At 67.3% G+C, this 20,072-nt stretch carries 16 protein-coding genes and 1 pseudogene; 12 read left to right on the top strand and 5 right to left on the bottom strand.

The window, feature by feature from the left end; all coding sequences use genetic code 11:
* The first annotated feature begins 102 nt into the window (after window positions 1-102).
* Window positions 103-1,233 (top strand): group II intron reverse transcriptase/maturase, encoded by a 1,131-nt coding sequence (ltrA, locus tag ACNPQM_RS39815; RefSeq protein WP_418087809.1) that lies wholly within the window; start codon window positions 103-105, stop codon window positions 1,231-1,233.
* A 194-nt stretch (window positions 1,234-1,427) separates the two neighbouring features.
* Here ltrA and ACNPQM_RS39810 read toward each other — a convergent pair whose 3' ends face one another.
* On the bottom strand, window positions 1,428-2,051 hold the full coding sequence (locus ACNPQM_RS39810) for a histidine phosphatase family protein (RefSeq protein WP_418087807.1): 624 nt from the start codon (window positions 2,049-2,051) through the stop codon (window positions 1,428-1,430).
* Window positions 2,052-2,494: 443 nt separating this feature from the next.
* Between ACNPQM_RS39810 and tap the strand changes: the two genes are divergently transcribed.
* Entirely contained in the window at window positions 2,495-4,687 is a 2,193-nt protein-coding gene (tap, locus tag ACNPQM_RS39805; protein ID WP_418087806.1) for a telomere-associated protein Tap, read from the top strand.
* A gap of 115 nt (window positions 4,688-4,802) precedes the next feature.
* Here the strand turns inward: tap and eccCb are convergent, their stop codons facing one another.
* Both eccCb and ACNPQM_RS39795 read right to left on the bottom strand, forming a co-directional pair.
* A complete protein-coding gene (gene eccCb / locus ACNPQM_RS39800) occupies window positions 4,803-9,137 on the bottom strand; it encodes a type VII secretion protein EccCb (protein WP_418087805.1) in 4,335 nt (1,444 codons plus the stop codon).
* Window positions 9,100-9,492 carry a hypothetical protein gene (locus tag ACNPQM_RS39795; protein WP_418087804.1) on the bottom strand — a complete coding sequence of 131 codons (393 nt, stop codon included), beginning with the start codon at window positions 9,490-9,492 and terminating at the stop codon, window positions 9,100-9,102. The genes eccCb and ACNPQM_RS39795 overlap by 38 nt, the downstream gene beginning before the upstream one ends.
* A 390-nt stretch (window positions 9,493-9,882) precedes the next feature.
* Here ACNPQM_RS39795 and ACNPQM_RS39790 point away from each other — a divergent pair, with 390 nt between their 5' ends.
* The 6 genes from ACNPQM_RS39790 to ACNPQM_RS39765 all read left to right on the top strand — a co-directional run bounded on the left by ACNPQM_RS39790 (window position 9,883) and on the right by ACNPQM_RS39765 (window position 14,691).
* Window positions 9,883-10,419 (top strand): hypothetical protein, encoded by a 537-nt coding sequence (locus ACNPQM_RS39790; protein WP_418087803.1) that lies wholly within the window; start codon window positions 9,883-9,885, stop codon window positions 10,417-10,419.
* A 140-nt stretch (window positions 10,420-10,559) separates the two neighbouring features.
* A complete protein-coding gene (tpg, locus tag ACNPQM_RS39785) occupies window positions 10,560-11,114 on the top strand; it encodes a telomere-protecting terminal protein Tpg (RefSeq protein WP_358862394.1) in 555 nt (184 codons plus the stop codon).
* Between the two features lie 342 nt (window positions 11,115-11,456).
* Complete coding sequence (locus ACNPQM_RS39780) at window positions 11,457-11,681, top strand: hypothetical protein (protein WP_418087802.1); 225 nt, start codon at window positions 11,457-11,459, stop codon at window positions 11,679-11,681.
* A 3-nt stretch (window positions 11,682-11,684) separates the two neighbouring features.
* On the top strand, window positions 11,685-12,761 hold the full coding sequence (locus ACNPQM_RS39775) for a lipase (RefSeq protein WP_418087801.1): 1,077 nt from the start codon (window positions 11,685-11,687) through the stop codon (window positions 12,759-12,761).
* A gap of 255 nt (window positions 12,762-13,016) precedes the next feature.
* A complete protein-coding gene (locus ACNPQM_RS39770; protein WP_418087800.1) occupies window positions 13,017-13,931 on the top strand; it encodes an SDR family oxidoreductase in 915 nt (304 codons plus the stop codon).
* A 499-nt stretch (window positions 13,932-14,430) separates the two neighbouring features.
* Window positions 14,431-14,691 (top strand): hypothetical protein, encoded by a 261-nt coding sequence (locus ACNPQM_RS39765; protein WP_358862391.1) that lies wholly within the window; start codon window positions 14,431-14,433, stop codon window positions 14,689-14,691.
* 647 nt (window positions 14,692-15,338) lie between these two features.
* Here ACNPQM_RS39765 and ACNPQM_RS39760 read toward each other — a convergent pair.
* Window positions 15,339-15,629, bottom strand: a pseudogene (locus ACNPQM_RS39760) (serine hydrolase); the annotation flags it as partial.
* Between the two features lie 572 nt (window positions 15,630-16,201).
* Between ACNPQM_RS39760 and fabV the strand changes: the two are divergent.
* Window positions 16,202-17,422: an enoyl-[acyl-carrier-protein] reductase FabV gene (fabV, locus tag ACNPQM_RS39755; RefSeq protein WP_418087799.1), complete on the top strand. Its 1,221-nt coding sequence runs from the start codon at window positions 16,202-16,204 to the stop codon at window positions 17,420-17,422.
* 116 nt (window positions 17,423-17,538) lie between these two features.
* Here fabV and ACNPQM_RS39750 read toward each other — a convergent pair whose 3' ends face one another.
* Entirely contained in the window at window positions 17,539-17,760 is a 222-nt protein-coding gene (locus ACNPQM_RS39750; protein WP_418087798.1) for a hypothetical protein, read from the bottom strand.
* A gap of 24 nt (window positions 17,761-17,784) precedes the next feature.
* Between ACNPQM_RS39750 and ACNPQM_RS39745 the strand changes: the two genes are divergently transcribed.
* The 3 genes from ACNPQM_RS39745 to ACNPQM_RS39735 all read left to right on the top strand — a co-directional run.
* Entirely contained in the window at window positions 17,785-18,297 is a 513-nt protein-coding gene (locus ACNPQM_RS39745) for an NUDIX domain-containing protein (protein WP_418087797.1), read from the top strand.
* A 429-nt stretch (window positions 18,298-18,726) separates the two neighbouring features.
* Window positions 18,727-19,563 (top strand): peptidoglycan recognition protein, encoded by an 837-nt coding sequence (locus tag ACNPQM_RS39740; protein ID WP_418087796.1) that lies wholly within the window; start codon window positions 18,727-18,729, stop codon window positions 19,561-19,563.
* 357 nt (window positions 19,564-19,920) lie between these two features.
* A partial coding sequence (locus ACNPQM_RS39735) for a transposase (protein WP_418087808.1) occupies window positions 19,921-20,072 on the top strand: 152 nt, incomplete at its 3' end.

Here is a 20,072-nt window from a genome sequence, read left to right as displayed (position 1 = left end):
CACTCGAACCCACGGATGCGGCGGCCTGAAGCACACTGGCGGACCCGTGGGTTCGCGCTGAAGAAGCTTCGGTTTCCCTGAACCCACGGGGCTCAGAAGGACCTGAGGAACAACCTCTACAAGGTCTGGAACCGGATGTCGTCGGGCTCGTACTTTCCGCCTCCGGTGCGTGCGGTGGCCATTCCCAAGCCACAGGGACGCGGCACGAGAATGCTTGGCATTCCCGCTGTCGCCGATCGGGTGGCGCAGACCGTGGTGGCTCGGCATCTAACGCGACGGGTGGATCCTGTTTTCCATCCGGACAGCTTCGGATACCGGCCCGGACGGTCAGCCTTGGACGCGGTGGAGAAGTGCCGAGACCGCTGTTGGAAACGGGACTGGGTGGTCGAGTTCGACATCTCCCAGTTCTTCGACAGCGTGCCCTGGGACCTGCTGGTCAAGGCGGTGGAAGCGCACACTGACGCCGTTTGGGTGAAGTTGTATGTCCGGAGGTGGCTTGCCGCCCCGCTCAAGATGCCCGACGGCACCCTGCTGGAACGGGAGCGCGGGACCCCGCAAGGGGCCCCGGTTTCTCCCGTGCTGGCGAACCTGTTCCTGCACTACGCGTTCGACGCCTGGATGGCCCGGGAGTTCCCGTCCGTCTGGTTCGAACGCTATGCGGACGACGCGGTGGTGCACTGCGTCACCGAGCGCCAGGCCCGTCAGGTGCTGGCCGCGCTCGCGGACAGGATGGCCGAGGTCGGGCTGCACCTGCACCCGGCCAAGACCCGGATCGTGTACTGCAAGGACGGCAGACGCCACGGCTCCTTCGAGCACACGGCGTTCACGTTCCTCGGTTACACCTTCCGTGCCAGACGCAACCGGAATCGGCACGGCAGATTGTTCCTGTCGTTCGACCCGGCTGTCAGCAACGACGCCCTGAAGAAGATGGGGCGGGAGGTGCGCTCATGGCAGCTGCACACCCGCTCGGATCTGTCCTTCAACGACCTTGCCCGATGGATCAACCCCGTCGTGGCAGGCTGGATCAACTACTACGGCCGTTTCCGGCCGTGGGAGCTGCATCCCTTCGTGATGCGCATCAATGCCTACCTGGTGCGCTGGATCCGCCAGAAACACAAGCGGCTCAAGGCCAAACGCAAGGCCCTCGCGAAGATGCAGGAGATCGCCCGGCGATACCCCCGCATGTTCGCGCACTGGCGACTCACCGTGACAGTGAGTGCCGTGGTGGTCTGACGATCAGAACGACAAGAGCCGTGTAACGGGAGACTGTTACGCACGGTTCTGTGAGAGCCGAGGGGTGAGATTCCCCTCGGCTACTCGGCAGATATGTCCGGGCAAGGCGGGCCCCTGACCTGCGGTTCCCGGACTTGAGTGAGACGGGTTTCGCGAGGTCGTCTCACTCAAGTCCGGGCAACCGGCCGTCTTGGTCAGATGTGGAGTTCGGGCGGGAAGCCGGTCCAGCGCAGTTCTGCGGGCAGGTGTCGCATGTCGTTGTAGAACAGCACGGAGGACGGCCTGCCGGGTGCGTATCGGATGACCGTCAGAGCCGCGTTGCCGTGGTTGAGGCCCATCCAGCGCCACTCGGGTGCCTCGAGGGCGGCTCGGATCAGCCATCCGATGAGGAAGTTGTGGGTGACGAGCAGTTCGTGGCGGGGGCGATCGCCGTCGACCGGACCTGTGAATTCTGCGAGTGCTTCCCGGGCCAGTGCTGGACCGCGGTTGCGCTCCTCTTCCGGAACCTGGGCGAGGAAGGCGAGCATGGCGTCGGCCGAATCCGGCGGCAGCTCGTCCTTCGTAGGTAGGTAGGGGACGTAGTCGCCGGCCAGTTCCGACTGATGCAGTGGGACGGTGTCAAGTTGTACGCTGATCAGCCGGGCCGTCTGCTGCGCCCGGGGCAGTGGACCGTGGTAGATCGCCGACAGTGGGGTGCTCTGGAGCCGTTCACCGAGCAGAACGGCTTGGCGCCGGCCGCTTTCCGTCAGGGTCGTCTCATCTTCTGACGCTTCACCGTGCCGAGCGAGGTAGAGGTATCGAGTGGCTGTGTCTGTCATGTCCCGGGTCTCCGTTGCCATCCGTGATCTTGTACGTCGGGATGGACGCTGAGCTCGTTGTGCATAGTTCCGTAGCGGCTGCGCCGGCACAGTTCGCGATGAGCGTCGGGACGCCTTCGGGGTTGCCGAGCCGCTACTCGATCTCCGAAGACCGGCGCCGTCAGCGACCGCCTCCACCAGGCGATCGGCGACCTCCGGGCGGTGCGCCCGCGGATGCCGGTAGCCGGCCAGCCACCGCACGTTCGCCATCAGCACCGCATCCGGCGTCCCGACCCGCGCCAAGTCCCAGCCCACCGACCGGCAGGCCGCCTCAGTCACCGCGAACTTCGCCGCGTCACTCGGCGAGTCAATCTCTCCATGAGACAGGTCAAATGTACGCGCATTGTACGATCTTCGTACGCGAAATGTGCGTTTGCCGTTGTAGGATGGGTGTGGAGGTTTTCATGTCCGAGTTGTTCGATGCGATTGACGCCCTGATCGCGTCCGCTTCCCCGCTTCCACCGCCGGCCGAGCGGGAACGCCTGCGCAAAGCTCATGGGTTGACCCAGGACCAGGTCGCCAAAGCGCTCAGGGTGCGTCGGCCGACCGTGGTGTCGTGGGAGAGCGGGAAGACCGAACCACGACCGCCGCAGCGCGAGGCGTACGCCCGGCTGTTGGAGAAACTTGCCGAGCTCTACCCGGCCGACGCCGTCGTGGCCGGTCAGGTCCCGCCTCCCGAAACGGCAGGCACCGCTACGGAATCCCGTCCGCTGCCCGCACGGCCGGCCGCCGAACCCGACACCACGCCGCAGTCCGTCCCGGCCCCGGCTCCGACGACGGGTGCCCGTCCGGACAGTTCGGCGAGCATTACCCCACCGATGTCGCGGCGCCCGGCCGTACGGAGGGCCACCCCGAAGCCGACCCCCGCCCGAGCCGCCGCCGATCCGGGCTGTGCAAACGGTCCGCTCGGTGTGCTGGACGGCGACGGCTCGCTGTACTGCCTCGGCGGACTCGTCCTCGACTGTCCCGCCAGAACCATTCCCGAGCTGGTCGACTGGACCCTCGCCGACGCGCACCTGGGCGCGCCGCGCCTGCACCCGTCCGGCAAGGACGCCGACCCGCTGATCGTCCTCACCAGCGCGGCCGCTGAACGGCTCGGGCTCCCCGAGCGCCTGGAGGACCGGCGCGGCCTGCGGCTGCCCGAGGACCACAAGGTCGTCAAGCAGATCACCAGGGCGAAGTGGAAGCTGACCCGGCGCGGGTTCGGCCCCTGGGCGCGGATCTACCGCCCTGCCTCCGGCGGACACCGCCAGTGTGTGCAGTTTGCGGTCCTGCCCTGGGGCGCTCTCGACGCCCGCTCCTGGGGCCACACCGACCAGATGGACCCGGCTGGCATCGCCGATGTACTCGGCACCTACGCGACTCGCGTCATCACCCCCTGCGGCTCCACTGCCGTTTCCGGCCTGGAAACGATGACCGCGCTGCGCCCGCCGACTCGCGCTGTACGGAACGAGGACACCGACGCCTGGGTGTCCGGGCCGGTGCCCGGCTCGCTCCCCGGCCCGGTCGACCCGGCACCGGTGGAGGCCCCGGACGAGCACCCGATCGTTGCCGCCCTCTACCCGCGCACCCATCAGCGCACCACGGGGGAGGTCCTGGACGAGGAGGCGTACGAGTGGACCCGTGACCCCCAACTGCTCACCGACACAGAGTGCACCAGGACGTTCGCAGTCGGCATCGATGTCAACACCGCGTTCCTCGCCGCCGCGAACCGGCTCGTTGTCGGCCTGTGCGCACCAGTCCACGTCACGGCCCCAGTGTTCGACAAGAAGACACCCGGGAGCTGGCTGGTCGACCTCTCCGGCATCGAGCTGGACCCGCGCCTGCCCAGCCCGTTCACACCGCACGGTACCCGCCCGGAAGGCCCGGCCTGGTACGCGACACCGACCGTCGCTTACGCCGCCGAGCTCATCGACACCTACAAGCTGCCGGTCGCCATCCGGCCGCTGGAAGGCTGGATCCGCACCGAGTCGGGTGCGTACCTGGACCCCTGGTACAAGCGCCTTGCTGAGGCGTACAAGCAGACGATGGGTGACCTGGGCATCGTCCCGGGCATGACCGAGACCGAGTTCCTTGCCGCGATGATGACGCACAAGCAGACCGACCCGGGCATGGCTGCGGTCTTGTCAGCCATCAAGTCGACGGTCAAGGGCGGCATCGGCAAGCTGCGCGAGCGTCCCCAGGGCACCGGGTACAAGTTCGGCGAGCGGTGGCCCGCACTGGAGCGTTCGACGTGGCGCCCCGACATCCGTGCCGCAGTCATCTCCGCCGCCCGCATCAACATGCACCGCAAGGTGGTGAAGACGGCGTTGGCGACACAGACCGCTCCGGCCCCCGCCGGGCACCTGATGCTTGGGGAGGACGCATTGCTCCCGATCGCACTGCTGTCGGACTGTGCCGTCTACCTCTCCGACGGGCCGTCCCCGCTGGACTTCCTGCCGCACACCGCCGACGGGAAGCCGGCCCCGGGTACGTTCCGGCTCGGTGTGTCCCCGGGGATGGTCAAGCACGAGGGCACTCAGGAAATGCTGTGGGCTGTGCAGATGCTCGACGAAGGACACAATCCGGCCCGCCACATGAAGGGAACCGACGTGTAGGTTCTCACTTTCCGTGTCATTTTCTCGGTCGCGATGTCATCTGAGTGGCCGATCCGACACGACATTGAGAACCGCTGGTCTGCCGTCACTCGTACGCCGACCCCTCCCTCACCCATCAGCTGGCACGCGGAGGCTGGTAGGCCAGCTGGACCTGCCGCGGCATGCCACGTCGGCCGGTGAGCGTGGCCCGGCCGGGTGGCCGACGGTGAGGGGTCACCGAACCGATGAGCGCGCCCTCGGACTTGTCGCCCGAGAGTGTGAGGCCGCGCGCGCCCTGTTCCCGCAGGTACTGCATGACGGGTTCGTACATCGACCGCCCCGCCCCCGCCGAATTGCGGCACAGCACGATGCGGAGGCCGATGTCCCGAGCGAACGGGAGGTAGTCCAGGAGGGGGTGGAGCGGGTTGCCCGAGGCGGTCGCGACGAGGTCATAGTCGTCCACGAGCAGGAAGATGTCGGGCGTCGTGTACCAGCTCCGGTTTCGCAGCTCTTCCGGGGTGATGTTCGGCGGGGGCATCCGCCTTGCTGCGAGGTCGGTCAGAGCCTCGACATGGGACGGCAGTTCCAGGCCGTTGGGGACATATTCCGCCACATACTCCGAGGGCAGCTCATCCAGCAGTGAACGCCGGTAGTCGACGACCACCAGTTGTGCTTCCTGAGGCGTGTACCGCTCGCTGATCCTCTGGGCGAGTAGTCGCAGCAGTGATGTCTTCCCGGACTCGCTCTCCCCGAGAACGACCAGATACGGGTCGATCTCGAAGTCGATGCCGAAGGGCAACAAAGTCGTTTCGTCAAGGCCCAGGGCGATTTCGGCCTTGGAGCGGCCGAAGTTCAGGGGGAGCGAGTCCACGGGCAGCAGCGTGGGCAGGACGCGTACGGGCGGGGCGGTCGGCCCTGTCCACTGTGATCGGATGGTATCGACGAAGTCCGCTGTGGCATCTGCCAGTCCTGTGGGCGCGCTCGGCTCGTGGACGAGCCGAGGCACGGCGGCCAAGAAATGGAACCTGTCGGGGGCCAAACCGCGGCCCGGCGCACCGACTGGAACATCCGCCGCCACCTTTCGTGCGATCTCCGATTCCATCGGGTCGGTGAGACGCAACTCGACTCGCGTGCCGAAGTAATCTCGTAGCGCTGGGCGGACGTCGCCGTAGCGGGTGGTCGCGAGCAGCAGATGGACGCCGTAGCCGAGGCCGCGTGTCCCGAGGTCGAGAATGCTCTCTTCCAGTTGCTCGTACTCGTGCTTGAAGCCTGACCAGCCGTCGATGACCAGGAAAACGTCGCCCCACTGTTGATCCGGCCACTTTCCTGCCGCGCGTCCCTTGCGGTACGCGGCCATGGAGTCGATGCCATGGGTCCGGAAGAACTCCTCCCGCACGGCGAGTACGCCGGCGACCTCGGCGACGGTACGCCGGACGTGATCCGGCGCGAGCCGCGAGGTCACCCCTCCCACATGTGGCAGATGCTGGATCTGCTGCATGCCTCCGCCGCCGAAGTCCAGGCAGTAGAACTGGACTTCGGACGGCGTGTGGGTCAGGGCGAGTGAGCAGATGACAGTACGCAGCAGCGTCGACTTGCCCGTCTGGGGTGCGCCGACGATCAGGCCGTGCCCAGCCGCGGCCGAGAAGTCGAGGTACATCAGATCGCGGCGCTGCTGGTCGGGCCGGTCAACCAGTCCAACCGGGATTCGGAGTCTGCCCAGCCCCTCGTATGCCGGAGGGTGCAGGCCGCGTTCCGGCGAGGCCGCCAGTGCTGGCAGCAACTGGTCGAGGGTGGCCGGGACGTCCAGCGGAGGCAGCCAGATCTGGTGCGCGGGTGGCCCCTGGCCTGAGATTCGGTGGACCAGCACGTCCAGCAGGCTGTCCGCGAAGACATCTTCGACGATGGTGCCGTCTGCGGTGTCCGGGGCTTGTTCCGGTGCGTAGGGGGCCGAGACGTATGCCGCTCGGAAGCGGGTCATGTGGTCGGTGTCGTGCTTGAGATAGCCGGAGCCCGGTACGGGAGGCAGGTGGTAGGCGTCCGGGACTCCAATCGCCGTGCGGGATTCGGCGGCCGAGAAGGTCCGCAGACCGATCCGGTACGAGAGGTATGTGTCAAGGCCGCGTAGCTTGCTCTCCTCCAGGCGCTGTGAGGCAAGCAGCAGGTGCACACCGAGCGAGCGGCCGATGCGGGCGATCTGGGCGAAGAGGTCGATGAACTCAGGCCGTACGGTGAGGAGTTCGGAGAACTCGTCGATCACGATGAGTAGCGAGGGGAGGGGATCCAGCGGGGCACCCGCCGCGCGCGCCATTTCGTACTGGGAGACATTGGGATAGTTGCCCGCAGCGCGCAGCAGTTCCTGGCGGCGCATGAGCTCGCCGCTGATGGCGTCGCTCATGCGGTCCACGAGGGTCAGTTCGTCGGCGAGATTGGTGATGAATGCCGAAACATGCGGCAGATCCGACATGCCGGCGAAGGTGGCACCGCCCTTGAAGTCGGCCAGGACGAAGTTCAGTGTCTCCGACGAGTGCGTGACGGCGAGGCCGAGGGTCAGCGTGCGCAGCAGTTCCGACTTGCCGGAGCCGGTGGCGCCGACGCACAGGCCGTGTGGCCCCATCCCGCCGTGTGCTGCTTCCTTGAGGTCGAGCATGACGGGCTGGCCGTCCTCGCTGACCCCGATCGGCACCCGCAGCCGCTCCTGGGGTGGGCGATGCGACCAAGTGCGGGGCACGTCGAACCGCTCAGCGTCGCCGATGTCGAACAGTTTCGTGAACGGGATGTCGATGCGGGGCGGGGGCGCCGTGTCCGGCTGCACGCCGAGCCAGCGTTCCCTCATCCGCTGTGTTGTCTCAGCCAGGGCCTGTCTGGCCTCTGCGGAGCCGGTGACCTCCTCCAGGTGGGGCACAGCCACACGGAAGCGCCGTCGGAGCGACAGGGCCCAGCCGATCCCGAGGCTCGCTGAGAGAGTCGCATCGATCTGTGACTCTGACGGGTCGTCCAGGGGCAGTTCGACACGGGTTCCGAGCAGGCCCAGCAGACTCGCCCCGAAGTCGCTCCAGCGCCGGGCGGAGACGAGGAGGTGGAGTCCGTAGTTCAGGCCGGTGTTGGCAAGCCGGTGGACCTCTTGAGCGAACTCGGGTATCTCCCAGTCGAAGTCGAGCCAGCCGTCGATCACGAGGAAGACATCGCTGGCGCTGTCGCGCGGCAGCCGTCCCGCTGCCCGCAGCTCGCGGAACTCCTCGACGGAGTCGATGTCCAGGTCCCGGAACAGAGCCCGCCGGGCGGCGATGGCGTCCTTCAACGCCGTCAGGACCTCCGCGACCGTCTCGTGCTCGTGTGCCGCGGCGACCTTCTTCACGTGCGGCATCGACCGCAGCACACCCAGCCGGTTGACGGCTCCCTCCAGGAGATACAGTTCCACCTCGTGCGGCGTATGGGTCAGCGCCAGCGACATTGCGAGGACACGCAGCAGTGTCGTCTTGCCGCTGCCCAGCCTGCCGACGACCGCTGCGTTCCCGCTCCGGTTGGAGAGGTCCAGGCACATGAGCTCGCCGCCAGAGGTCGTAGCCGTACGGCCGATCGGCGCTATGAGCCGGGACGCACCCTCCCACGAGTCGCAGATGAACCCTCGGTCCGGGGTGTCGACCGGCGGAGGGAGGAGCGTCCCCAGTACTAGTTCGTTCGCCCGTGCCCCCTGCGAGGGCAAGCCGGTAGAGGGGTCGGTGCGCGCAGCGTAGGCGAGGGGGACATGTCCCTCGCATTGGCCGGACTTGGTGGGCGTCTGTTCCGGGCCGCTCTGGTTGACGACGGCGTCGTGTACATACGTGTACAGCTCGTCGGGTGTGATGACACCGTCACGGTCGAGATCGGCCAGTCCGGTGCTGAGCCCCTCATTGATCGCGGCGGTGAAGCGTGCCACGGGCCGGGCGTTGTCCAGCGTGAGCTGGTCTCCCTCGTAGGCGTACTCGAGCGCGGTGGAAGCAGTGATCACGAAGGTGCCGCGGCCGACCAGTGCCGCCTCCACGTCGACCGGCGCGGGAGACATGGGAGTGGCCCGGTGGAAGAGGCCGCTGTAGCAGCAATCGAGGAGCACGATCTTGGTGCGGGCCTCGCACTCGTCCAGGAGCTGATGGATGAGGTCTGCGCGGACGGCGGTGGTGTGTGGGCGGCTCAGGTCCGTTCCGATAGTCGCGAAGAACAGCCGGTCGGTGTCGTTCCTGATGCCGTGGCAGGCGAGGTAGAGCAGGACCAGATCGTCGGGCGCGCGATTGCTGAGCAGCGCCTCGATCTCTCGCTCGATCTCCTCTTTGGGCCGGTTGGTGAGCGTACGGACGAAGTCGAAGCGGCCCACCGCCTCGTCCTTTAACAGGGCTTCCAGCTCGCCGGCGCCGCGCGCGGGCGACCGGAGCTGGCTCAGGCCAGGGTCGACGTATCCGTCAGTCGCGACCAGCAGTGCGATCCGGCGTCCTGCCATCGCTGTCTCCCGGCTCCCCGTTGCCGCCGTCCGCGCTGACTCCTGCGGCGATCCGCGAGGCCACGATGTCGACCAGCTTGTTCTGGTCCTTCGCGGAGAGCGCCTGGAACGTGCCCTTGTTTCCGTCGAACTCCCATTCCACAGAACGGGCCTTGGAGCGCTGAATGTACGCCACCAGGACGTTGCTCATCGCCTTCAGTGCCGCAGCCGAGAAGGCGCCGCTGACAACGAGGGCTCCGATTTCGTACCCGGCGGAGGCCATCGAGCCGGCCGGTGCGGGAGCCTGCTTGCGCTCCACATTGAACAGGCCGAGCGTTCGCAAGTCCCGGTAAAGGCTGCGTACTTGACGCTCCACTTGTTCATCGGACGCCGTGGGCCCGGCATCTACTCGGAGCACCAGCTCGTACACCCTGCCTCCCCGGCATCGCAGTTCACCCTCGACGACTGATCATATAGCGAGCCTGCCGGGCCGCACGAGTCACTCGCCACCTACGTCCGTGCGTGCAAGGCCACGATGCGAGCGGGGCAGGGGGCGGCCGTCCGACGGGGAACCAACGTCAGGAGACACCACGCGTAGCCGTCGTTGTCCTCCCGGCCTGTCGCCCCGACCCCGCCCAGGGAGAGGCCGATCGCCCTCCAAGATGCGATCCCCCATACCCCGTTATAACGGGGGTGCATGGTCTATTCTGAGCGAGTTGCCTCGGCCTCTCCGACCACCCACGAGGCGGCCTCGCAGGGAGGCGCGATGATTCAGATCACTCTCGGCAAGAAGAAGGACGTCGATCCGAACAGTGATCCGCTCCGGCGCTCGCAGATCGGCTGGAGCGACGGGCTGTCCGACCGGCAGCTCTACGAGATCGCCCGCGGAGTCTGGGTGATGCCCGGATCGCGCGTCGAACGCGAGCGGTTCGCGGTTGTCAACGGACGCGGGATCATCCGCCAAGCTATGGAGATCGACCGGGTTGTCGACGTGTGTGGTGGGCGACGGGCGTTCGAAGGGCGCATCCTTGGCCCCGGGCATCCGGTCCACGATCACTACGTCGGCAAGCCTGCCCCGAACGGTGCCCAGCAGAACCCCATCACTTACTTCGACTCACCTCTGGGCAACCGCGAGTGCAACTGCGGATGCGGCAAGCCCATCAGCCGGGGCGACTTCCTTCCCGGCCACGACCAGCGGGCGATCCACGAGAGGATCGCCCGCGTCGGAACCGTGAGGGACTTCATCGCCTGGTTCGACCAGGCCTGGAAGCCCGACGAGGATCAGCAAGGCGATGCGGCATGAGGAAATGCCACCGAACTGAGACGGAAACCGCGGGACGTCCGATGAGACAGCAGCACGAGCAGCAGGTCACCGCGGTCCGGAATGACAATGATGGCGCGAACCTGCACGACGCCGCGATCGACGGAGAGTAGGAGCGCCCGGTGGGCATCATCGGAGACAGCCTCGACAAAGCCGCAGCCGGCACCGCCACCCGCCCCATCCCCAAGGGGGCTCCCGCGCAGATGCGGTTCCTGGTCAAGCAGTACAAGGGCACCAGGGCCGTGGCCGAGCTGCTGGACATTTCCCAGCGCACCGTCGAACGGTACGTCAAGGGTGAGTTCAAGAAGCCGCATGCGGACCTCGCGGCCCGGCTTGCCGGTGAGGTCCGCATGCGGTGGCAGCCGCGAGTGAAGGAGAAAGCGAAGAAGCAGGCCGCCACCACCACCGGCATCGTGGTGGAGACGAGGGCGAGGTTCGGGTTCACCGCAGCGCCCGGCACTACGGACGACGGGCGCATCAGGCTGATCACTCAGCACCTCCCGCCCGAGTACGCCGCCCGCCTCTTCGACGCCCAGGCTGTCGGCGCCACGGACGAGCAGCTCCAGGCCGTCGTCGCCGAAGGACTCCAGGAGCAGTACTTCAAGGACCGTGGCCGCCGCGCCGACGGACTCCTGGTCGAATTCACTGACATCGACTACGTCGAGCTCGACTTCTAGGGCGTGTTTCCAAAGCAGCGTCGTCCGTCCGGCAGGCGGGATTCTCGAAATACGCCCTAACACGGATGCGTAGATGGTTGTGGCTGAGGGGTTCAGCCGGCTACTGCGAGTGAGAGTGTGCGAGCCCGGTGCTCAGCGGCTGGGCAGCAGCGTCGCGACGGTCAGGACCGCTGAGCGACGAAGGCGAACTCTGTTCCCGGACGATCGGGTGCGTCCCGGACCTCTTGCAGCACATATCCCTGGGGCATGCACCAGGAAGGCCCGGGGGCTTGCACCAGTGCGTCGAGGTTGGTCACAAGTGAGGCTGAACTAGCCCTTGTTGAAACACACTTGGAGGAACTCGTGGTCATTCCCGCCTCACCGTCGGCGCGCAGCGGAACCCGGTACCGCGGCGGTCTCCGGGCGGCCGTGGCAGCCGCCTGCTGCGGACTGCTGCTGAGCGGGCCGGCCGTCGCCACTGCCGCCGCTGCGCCCGCCGCTCATGCCCGGACGCAGGTGCAGCACGAAGACCATGGCCGGGGCTCGCTGGTCTCCGCCGAGAAGCTGTACACGCTCGCGACCCCGTAGGCCGTGACCGCGGAGCTGGGCGCGGCCGGGTTCGAAGACGACACCGTCCGGTACGGCGTGGTCGCGTACCGGCTGGTCTACCGGACCGTCGATCCGTACGGACGGCCCACCACGGCGAGCGGGCTGCTTGTGCTGCCGCTCACCAGCGAGGGACGGTTGCAGGCGGTCTCCTTCGCCCACGGTACTGGCAGTCACAAGGACGATTCCCCGTCCATGCGGCGCGGCGAGTTCGTGTCCGCGCCGGTGATCGCGCACGCGGCGGCCGGTGCCGCAGGGGTCGCGCCCGACTATCTGGGGATGGGCAAGGGACCCGGTTTGCACCCCTGGATGGACATCGGCTCCGAGACCACGGCATCCCTGGACATGCTGCGGGCGGCCCGCGCCTTCGTGGCGCGCACCGGACATGCGCTGGAGCGCAAGGTCATGATCACCGGCTTCTCGCAGGGAGCGTCGGCAGTTCTGGGCCTCGGCCGGGTCCTGGAGGCGGGTGAGGACCGGTGGTTCCGGGTGGGCGCGCTGGCACCGGTCAGCGGCGCGTACGACTTCGGCGGCGCGGAGTTGCCCGCGCTGCTCGAGGGCAGACTCGAACGCAAGTCCAGTGTGCTGTACGCGGCGTACACCCTGGTGGCGTTCAACAGGCTGCACCACATCTACGACAGCCCTGGCGAGGTCTTCCGCGCCCCTTATGACAGCACCGTCGAGGCGCTCTTCGACGGCGCCCACACGGGGGAGCAGCTGATGCGGGGCACCCCGGGCGCTCTGGACGAGCTGCTGACCGAGCACGGCCGCGACCTGCTTACGCATCCGACGGGGCGGATGGCGGCGGCGCTTCGCACAACCGACGCCGTATGCACCGACTGGGCCCCCCGTACCCCGGTCCGGCTCTACATGGCGAGCGGGGACGAGCAGGCCGTCACCGCCAACACCGCGCACTGCCAGGCGGCTCTGCTCAGGAACGGCGTGGCCGCCCCGGTCGTCGATCTCGGCGATGTCGACTACCACGGATCCCGTCACCTGGGGTCCAATGTCGCGGCCACGTCGGCGATCGTGCGCTGGTTCAGTGAGTTGCGCCGACAGTGACCGGAACGTGGGAGTCGCAGCCGGTGACCACAAGGGGAAGCAACATCCCACTGCGGCCGCAGCATTCATTGCTCCTCTCGGCCTGCCTGTGCGCCGGGTTACTGAGGTGCGGCAAGGCCCTGGACTGAGCATGCGAATCGTCCACGCCGTGCTTGGGAAAACACGACAGAAGGTGTCTGGATTCTGCGCAAGCATCCTGTCGGCGGTGCTCGCACGGGCGCCGCCGCAGCGCGTCAAGAACACGGAAGGACACGCATGTCAGCAACACTGGACGGAAAGGTCGCTCTCGTCGCAGGGGCGACGCGGGGAGCCGGCAGGGCAATCGCGGTGGAACTCGGCATGGCTGGGGCTACCGTCTACGTAACTGGCCGAAGCACACGGGGGCAACGCTCGGAGTACAACCGCCCTGAGACCATCGAGGCCACCGCCGATCTCGTGACCGAGGCGGGAGGCCGCGGCATCGCGGTCCCGACCGACCACTTGGTTCCTTCCCAGGTCCGAAGCCTGGTGGATCGCATTGCATCCGAACAAGGCCGGCTGGACATCCTGGTCAACGACATCTGGGGTGGTGAACTCCTCTTCGAATGGGACGCCCCCGTGTGGGAGCACGACCTCGACAAGGGACTGCGGCTGCTCCGGCTCGCGGTGGAGACGCATGCAATCACCAGCCACCACGCTCTTCCCCTCCTCCTGCGGAACAACGGCGGTCTGGTGGTCGAGATGACCGACGGCACCGCCGAGTACAACCGGGACAACTACCGGGTCTCGTTCTTCTACGATCTGGCCAAGGCCGCGGTGCTGCGCATGGCCTTCGCACTGGGGCACGAACTCGGTCCGCGGGGTGGCACAGCGGTGGCACTGACGCCCGGGTGGATGCGTTCGGAGATCATGCTCGACCACTTCGGTGTGACCGAGGAATCGTGGCATGACGCGCTGGAGGGAGAGCCGCACTTCTGCATCTCCGAGACCCCGTTCTACGTCGGGCGAGCCGTCGCTGCCCTGGCCGCCGATCCCCAGGTGAGCCGTTGGAACGGGCAGTCGTTGTCCGCCGGTCAGCTCGCCCGGGTCTACGGCTTCACCGACGTCGACGGCAGCCGACCAAACGCCTGGCGGTACATCGTCGAGGTTCAGGACGCGGGCAAGCCCGCCGACGCCACCGGATACCGCTGAACCGCAATCAACTCTCGCGGCCCGGCTCAGTGCCGAAGGTTCCGGCACGGAATCGGAGGCACCGCCGGATCGCCGCCGATCGGCCGTACTGTTCCGGGAATCATCGCAAGCACGGGATGAACGTTCGGGTCAGCGCCGATCCATTCGGTCGTCCGCTGTGCACCTCGTCGCCCGGCGCGGGCCATGGCCTCCGCGCAGCCCGTACCCACGGCATCATCGGCTCCCTGGCCCGCGCAGACATCCCGTGCTGCGCGGACAGGGAATACCGGAGTGCAGGCGCCATCGGGGGATAACCTGCTGATGACGTCCACTTTCACCAAAGAGCAGCACGGAACCTGCCCCGAGTACTGTGCCACCCGCACGGATGGCACCGTCCTCGGGCTCACCCCCACCCCTCGGACTCACCACGCCCGACGGCGCCCTCGATCTCTTCGGTCGGCCGCCCCCTCGCCGACCCCAGCGGCCGCACCATCGTCGTCACCGTCCACCAGGAGTACCCATGACCACCGAGCAGGAAGCCCGCGACGCCATCCACCACGCCTTCGGTGAGACGGCGCGCGCCGAAATCGAAACCTTCCCGGCTGGGAACCTCTCCATCACCATCACCAAGGGCAAGCACGCCGCAACCATCGACGGGCACCCTGAAAGCGGCTGGGGCTGGACCGTCGACCCGTGCGAGGACGACGGCTTCAGCGGTCACGAGAACGTTGCGACCACGCTCGACGAGGCGCTCGCCGACGTGCGTGCCGCACTGATCTGACCTGGACAAAAGAGGCTCGCACAGCAAGGTTCGAAGGCCAACTGGCCTCGCCTCAGAGAAATGGCCAGGCTGGGGGCCGTCCCGTAATCCCTGGCGGGCGTACGACGACAGCTGCGGCACCTCGCTGCGTTGTCGGAACGCCCGAATACGCCCAGTATCCCGAATACACCCAGTGTGAGGACGCCCCTCCACCTGGCGATGCACCACATCTGACGCCGCGCGCTGATCCATCAGGGGTTACGGGACAGCCCTTGGAGGCTCAGCACGATGGCGGCGCCAATGCCACCGAGACACAGAGCGAAACCTGCCTCGCGTCAGCCACCCTTTCTCCAGCGGAAGAGGTGGTCCAGGGCGAGCCGCCCGGGGCCGATGGCGGCGAGGCCCTCGCCACCGAACAGGCCGAAGAGCTTTTGGGAAGCCCTGCCCCGCCATCAGCAGGCCGAACGTGATTTTGATGAGGAGCAGGACGCAGTCGCCCGCTGACACTGCCGACCGCGCTGGAACGTGGGCCGCAGGTTCGGGGGAGGCGCGCAGCCACTCAGGGACATAGTTCACCGGGAACTCTCCTCCCGAGATCCCGGGACGGTGCCGAGGGACCACCTCTGGCTCCGCTCCTGACTTGCCGGCCGGTCCCTCACCGGCGCGGCTCAGCGGCACAGGGCCGTGTCCACGACACTCTCGACATGCTTCATGGCTGCCTTGTCGGTCGGCTGGATGGTCACCGCGACGTCGGCGGCACGGCCGTCGTCGGTGACGCCGCCCCGGGCCTCGTATCTCGGGAAGCTACCGCCGTGGCCCCAGGAGACACCGCCGCACGACAGCGGCGTGCTCACGAATCCCAGTCCGTAGCGGATGCCGGAGCCAAAGGGGTGTCCGGCGGGGACGGTGGTGCGCATCTGGGCGAGCTGGGCCGCTGGGAGGAGGCGGCCGCCGACCAGGCCCTGCTGGACGGTGTCCCGCCTGGCGACGGCAAACGCCGTGGGCGGCGCCAGGGCACTCATCGTCATGACGTCGACGACCGCCGCGGCCGCGGCCGCCATGCTCTGCGCCGACCGCCCCGCTGCCGCCTCGGCCAAAGGGGACCTCTGCCGTGCCTGCTCGCGCACGAGTCAACTCCGGGGGAATCGTTGGGAAACCAGCGGCATGTGCCAGGCCCAGCATTTCCGGATGCGGCCGTCCGGGGCGATGCTGCTACCTGCCCGCTCCAGGTAGGGCTAACCTCCTGGTGCGCTCAGCCGATGGGAAACAGGGCGGGGACGTCCTCGCTGCAGGGGCGGCGTCAGGAGAGCAGACAGGCCGGTGACCGAGTGCTCGGAGTCCTATGGGGTGCTGGAGCCCTGGCCGGTCTGGCCCTGCTCGCAATGGTGGAAACCCTCAAGGTCGCCTCGTCATTACTGTTCCCGGCAAGGTGACCACCCGGATCCGTACGGTCCGAGACTTGCAGGACGCGGTGAGTACTCCGGTGGTCGCCGCATCCCCTGGACATGTCGACCGGCAAGGACAACCCCTCATGACCGAACGCATCGTCAGTTCCCGCTCCCGTGGCTTTCTGTTCCTCGACTCACACCCTGCCGGCTGCACCCGGCTCGTCCAGGACATGTGGCAGGCCGTCCCCGAACCGGCGCAGGAGGGTCGTACGGACGCGGACGAAGCGCCCGTCGCGCTTGTGATCGGCTCGTCCGCCGGGTATGGGCTGGCCGCCACCATCGCAGGACTCGCCAGGGCCGGTATCCGGGGCGTCGGCGTGTCCTTCGAGAAGGCGCCCGGTCATCGAACTGCAACGGCCGGCTGGTACCGGACTGCCGCAACGGCCGAGCTGGCCGTGAAGCACGGGCGGGACTTCGTGTTCCTCAACGGCGACGCGTTCTCCGACACCCTGAAGGACCAGGTCGCCGACCTTCTCGACGAACGGTTCGGCGGGAAGCTCGACTACCTCGTCTATTCCGTTGCAGCCCCCCGCCGCACCGATCCCGATACCGGTGTTACGTACGCGTCCGTGCTCAAGCCGATCGGTGAGAATCACCGCACGAAGACCCTCGTCTTCGACGGCGATGGGGCACCCGAAGTCACGGGAGTCGAGACCGGGCCGGCCGAGGGCGACGACATCGAACAGACCGTCGCAGTCATGGGCGGCACGGACTGGGCCCGCTGGATCGACCACCTCGCCGGGCGCGACCTGTTGGCACAAGGGTTTGCCACTGTCGCCCTGTCCTACATCGGATCGCCGCTGACCGCCGCGATCTACCGGCAGGGCACCATCGGTGCGGCCAAGGCCCATCTGGAACAGACCGCCCGCGACCTGAACGACCGGCTCGTCAAGGAATTCGACGGCCGAGCCCTGACCTCAGTCAACGGGGCTGCCGTCACCCAGTCCAGCACGGCCATTCCCGGTATTGCGCTCTATGTCGGCTTGCTGCGCGGCGTCCTCGAAGACACCATGGTCCCGCCGATCGCCCAGCTCACCCAACTCTGGGACCAACTCACTGGCACCGCGCCCCTCGACGTCGACGACGAGGGCCGCATCCGCCTCGACACCTGGGAGCTGACCCCCGATGTCCAGGAGGCCGTCGCCGAACGTTGGAAGACCGCCACCACGGAGAACATCCCGACCCTCGCCGACCTCGACTGGTTCACAGTCCAGGTGCAGCAGCTCTACGGTTTCGCGGTGCCCGGCATCGACTACGCCGCGCCCGTTGAGATCGACGTCCCTTGGCCCCAGCGCACCTCCTGACACCCGGGAGGAACGCCATGCACCCACCGTCCGACGACACCCTCGTCCGCCGGCAGTAACGCCTCGAAGGAGACTGCTCGGGAATGGCCAAGCGGCGCGCGACAGCCCCGAATCCTTCACTGCCGTTCTGACCGCAAGGACATCTCCAGCCAGACGGCGTTGACCTGGAAGTGACGTGAGGGGGAAGCGCCCGAAGCAGGTGTCTTTGCCGCAGCCCGCGCGGCGGCGCGGGCCGACCACAGCCGGGCGAGTACGGCCTGGTCGATGCCGGCCAGCAGTCGCCAGGCCGTGGGCGTGGAGGCCACCGGTCCGAACATCTCGCCCTGGTCTCGCAGCACGGACAGCCCTTAGCGTCCTATTTCATGAGTCCTACGAAGTTGCCCGCCGACGACTATTACGCCTCGCTGCCCAAGCACATCGCCGGGGCCGGAGCGATCATCCGTGACGCAGCAGACCGCATCCTGGTGGTCAAACCGTCCTACCGTGACGACACCTGGGAGATCCCCGGCGGCGGGCTGGATGCGGGAGAGGACCCACTGCAGGCAGCCCGGCGCGAGGTCAGGGAAGAGCTGGGGATCGACCTCGCGCCGGGCCGACTGCTGGTCGTCGACTGGGTACCGGAGCAGGCCGATGGCCGTCCACCACTCGTCAACTACCTCTTCGACGGCGGTCTGATGTCCCAGGACGAGTGCGAGAACCGAATCCACCTGGACTCGGACGAGCTTGCCGAATGGCGGCTGGCCACCTCCGTCGAGTGGGACGCCCTGTTCGCCCCGCACCTGGCCCGCCGCCTGCACGCCTCCTCCCGCGCTTTGGCCGAGGGCAGCGCCGTCTACCTGCAGCGCGGCTTCGCCCCCACGCGTCCCGAGAACTGACGCCCTCGCCGCTCTTACGGTCGGCGCGGGCGCCGACCGGCTGTGAGGGTGAGACGCGGCTGGGTGGTGACCGACGCATCGAAGGCAAGTCGTACCGGGGCGCCGGCTCCCAGCTCCGAGTGTCGTTTGAGGGCGTCGACTCAAGCGAGGAAAGCGGCGGCAGTAACAGCACGCATGCCGAAATCTGCCAGGCCGGCGAGCACCCCTCCTGACGTCGGAAGGGCTCACGCTTGGCTCTGGGGGAGCTGGGAGGTGTGTAGACGTGCTCGCCTGACTGCAGTAACCCGGCGCGCGCGGCGAACCTCCTGTGGCAAAGCTATTGGCCATAAGCGCTCCCGCCGTCCACTCGGCGAAAGACTAAAGAAGGTTTTTCCTGTGCGTTTGTACAGAATAGCGCTGTGGTTCACGATTCCTATGGCAGTTCCTCTCATGGCGGCACCGCCCGGGGTGACGACGGCCGGTGCCGTCGGAAGGACGATGCCGGGAGGCCCTCTTTCGCTTTCGGTGTGGCAGGCCGGAGCGCTTCCGGAGCCGGCTATCGAAGCCGTGCGGCCGTTCCCAGCCCTCATGGCGATGGCAGTGGCATTCCCCCATACAGCGCCTCGGCCCGCCATCGTGTCGCGGATCCAATGGCAAGCCGACGAGACCCAGCGCGACCCCCATGCCCACTACGCGGAAGGAGTGGCGGCGGTCTTCATCCATCACACCGACACTCCCAACGGCTACGACTGCGCGGACGTCCCGCGTACCCTGCGCAATCTGTATACGGGCCAGACCCGTGACCGGCGATGGGGAGACCTCGGCTATAACTTCCTCGTTGACAAATGCGGCACCATTTACGAAGGCCGTGCCGGCGGTGCGGACCGTCCCGTCATCGGCTCCCACACCCTCGGGTTCAACCAAGGCACTGCGGGGATCGCCGCGATTGGCACCTTCGGAAGAGGGACGCCAGTGCCCGCGGCCATGGAACATGCGATCGCGGCGCTCGCGGCCTGGAAACTCAGCCTGCGCGACATCGATCCCACCAGCAAGGTGCGGCTCACGTCCACGAACGACAAGAGCCGCTATGCGAAGGGAACTTCAGCAGAATTCGATGCCATTTCCGGCCACCGCGACGGCTATGCCACTGACTGCCCAGGGGAGGCGCTTTTCGCCCGACTCCCTGCGATCCGTATCATGGCTGCCGGCCTGCAGGGAAGGTCTTCACGAGCATCCGCTGGTGCCGGGCTTCCCCCAAACGTGCAGAGCCTCCACCGCGTCCAGTGACGGTTCATCAGAGAACCCGCTACACATGAAACGTCGCGTGCTGCTACTCACCGTAACGACAAACGCCGCTCGAACGGAGCACGCGAGATACGCGGCGGGGGCGGAGCTCTCGCACTCAGCCACTGCCTGTTCCGCTTCCGCGCGTGCCCTGGGTCCGGTCCTCGGAGTCCTGAGCAAGGTTGCCTGCAGTTGATCCGGGATCTTCGACGGAGCACGTCTTGCACCAGAAGGACTCATCGTTCGAAGGATGAGCGTCCTGCACCGCACTCCCCGACGTTTCACCCTTCGCGGGCTGAAGGCTGTGATGACCTTCCCCTCGTAGCGTAGAGGCCGTGACTGTAGGGGAAGTTGGGGGTCATGGGAGAGAAGCGACGGAAGTTCAACGCGGAGTTCCGTGAGGGGGCTGTGCGGATTGTCTCCGAGACCGGTCGGCCGATCGCGCAGGTCGCGAAGGACCTGGGGATCAACGAGACCACCCTGAGCACCTGGGTGTCGAGGGCGAAGAAGGC

The sequence above is a fragment of the Streptomyces sp. NPDC056231 genome (genome assembly GCF_048270745.1).
In the GTDB taxonomy this organism is placed as follows: Bacteria; Actinomycetota; Actinomycetes; order Streptomycetales; family Streptomycetaceae; genus Streptomyces.
The sequence above is the reverse complement of the archived record's forward strand: the minus strand, read 5'-3'. Positions and strand labels throughout refer to the sequence as shown.

Excerpts from the sequence above, each read along its gene's own strand:
- ACNPQM_RS39810 (WP_418087807.1), bottom strand. The coding sequence starts at position 2,051 with ATGACAGACACAGCCACTCGATACCTCTACCTCGCTCGGCACGGTGAA.
- tap (WP_418087806.1), top strand. The coding sequence starts at position 2,495 with ATGTCCGAGTTGTTCGATGCGATTGACGCCCTGATCGCGTCCGCTTCC.
- eccCb (WP_418087805.1), bottom strand. The coding sequence starts at position 9,137 with ATGGCAGGACGCCGGATCGCACTGCTGGTCGCGACTGACGGATACGTC.
- ACNPQM_RS39790 (WP_418087803.1), top strand. The coding sequence starts at position 9,883 with ATGATTCAGATCACTCTCGGCAAGAAGAAGGACGTCGATCCGAACAGT.
- ACNPQM_RS39770 (WP_418087800.1), top strand. The coding sequence starts at position 13,017 with ATGTCAGCAACACTGGACGGAAAGGTCGCTCTCGTCGCAGGGGCGACG.
- ACNPQM_RS39765 (WP_358862391.1), top strand. The coding sequence starts at position 14,431 with ATGACCACCGAGCAGGAAGCCCGCGACGCCATCCACCACGCCTTCGGT.
- fabV (WP_418087799.1), top strand. The coding sequence starts at position 16,202 with ATGACCGAACGCATCGTCAGTTCCCGCTCCCGTGGCTTTCTGTTCCTC.
- ACNPQM_RS39745 (WP_418087797.1), top strand. The coding sequence starts at position 17,785 with ATGAGTCCTACGAAGTTGCCCGCCGACGACTATTACGCCTCGCTGCCC.
- ACNPQM_RS39740 (WP_418087796.1), top strand. The coding sequence starts at position 18,727 with ATGGCGGCACCGCCCGGGGTGACGACGGCCGGTGCCGTCGGAAGGACG.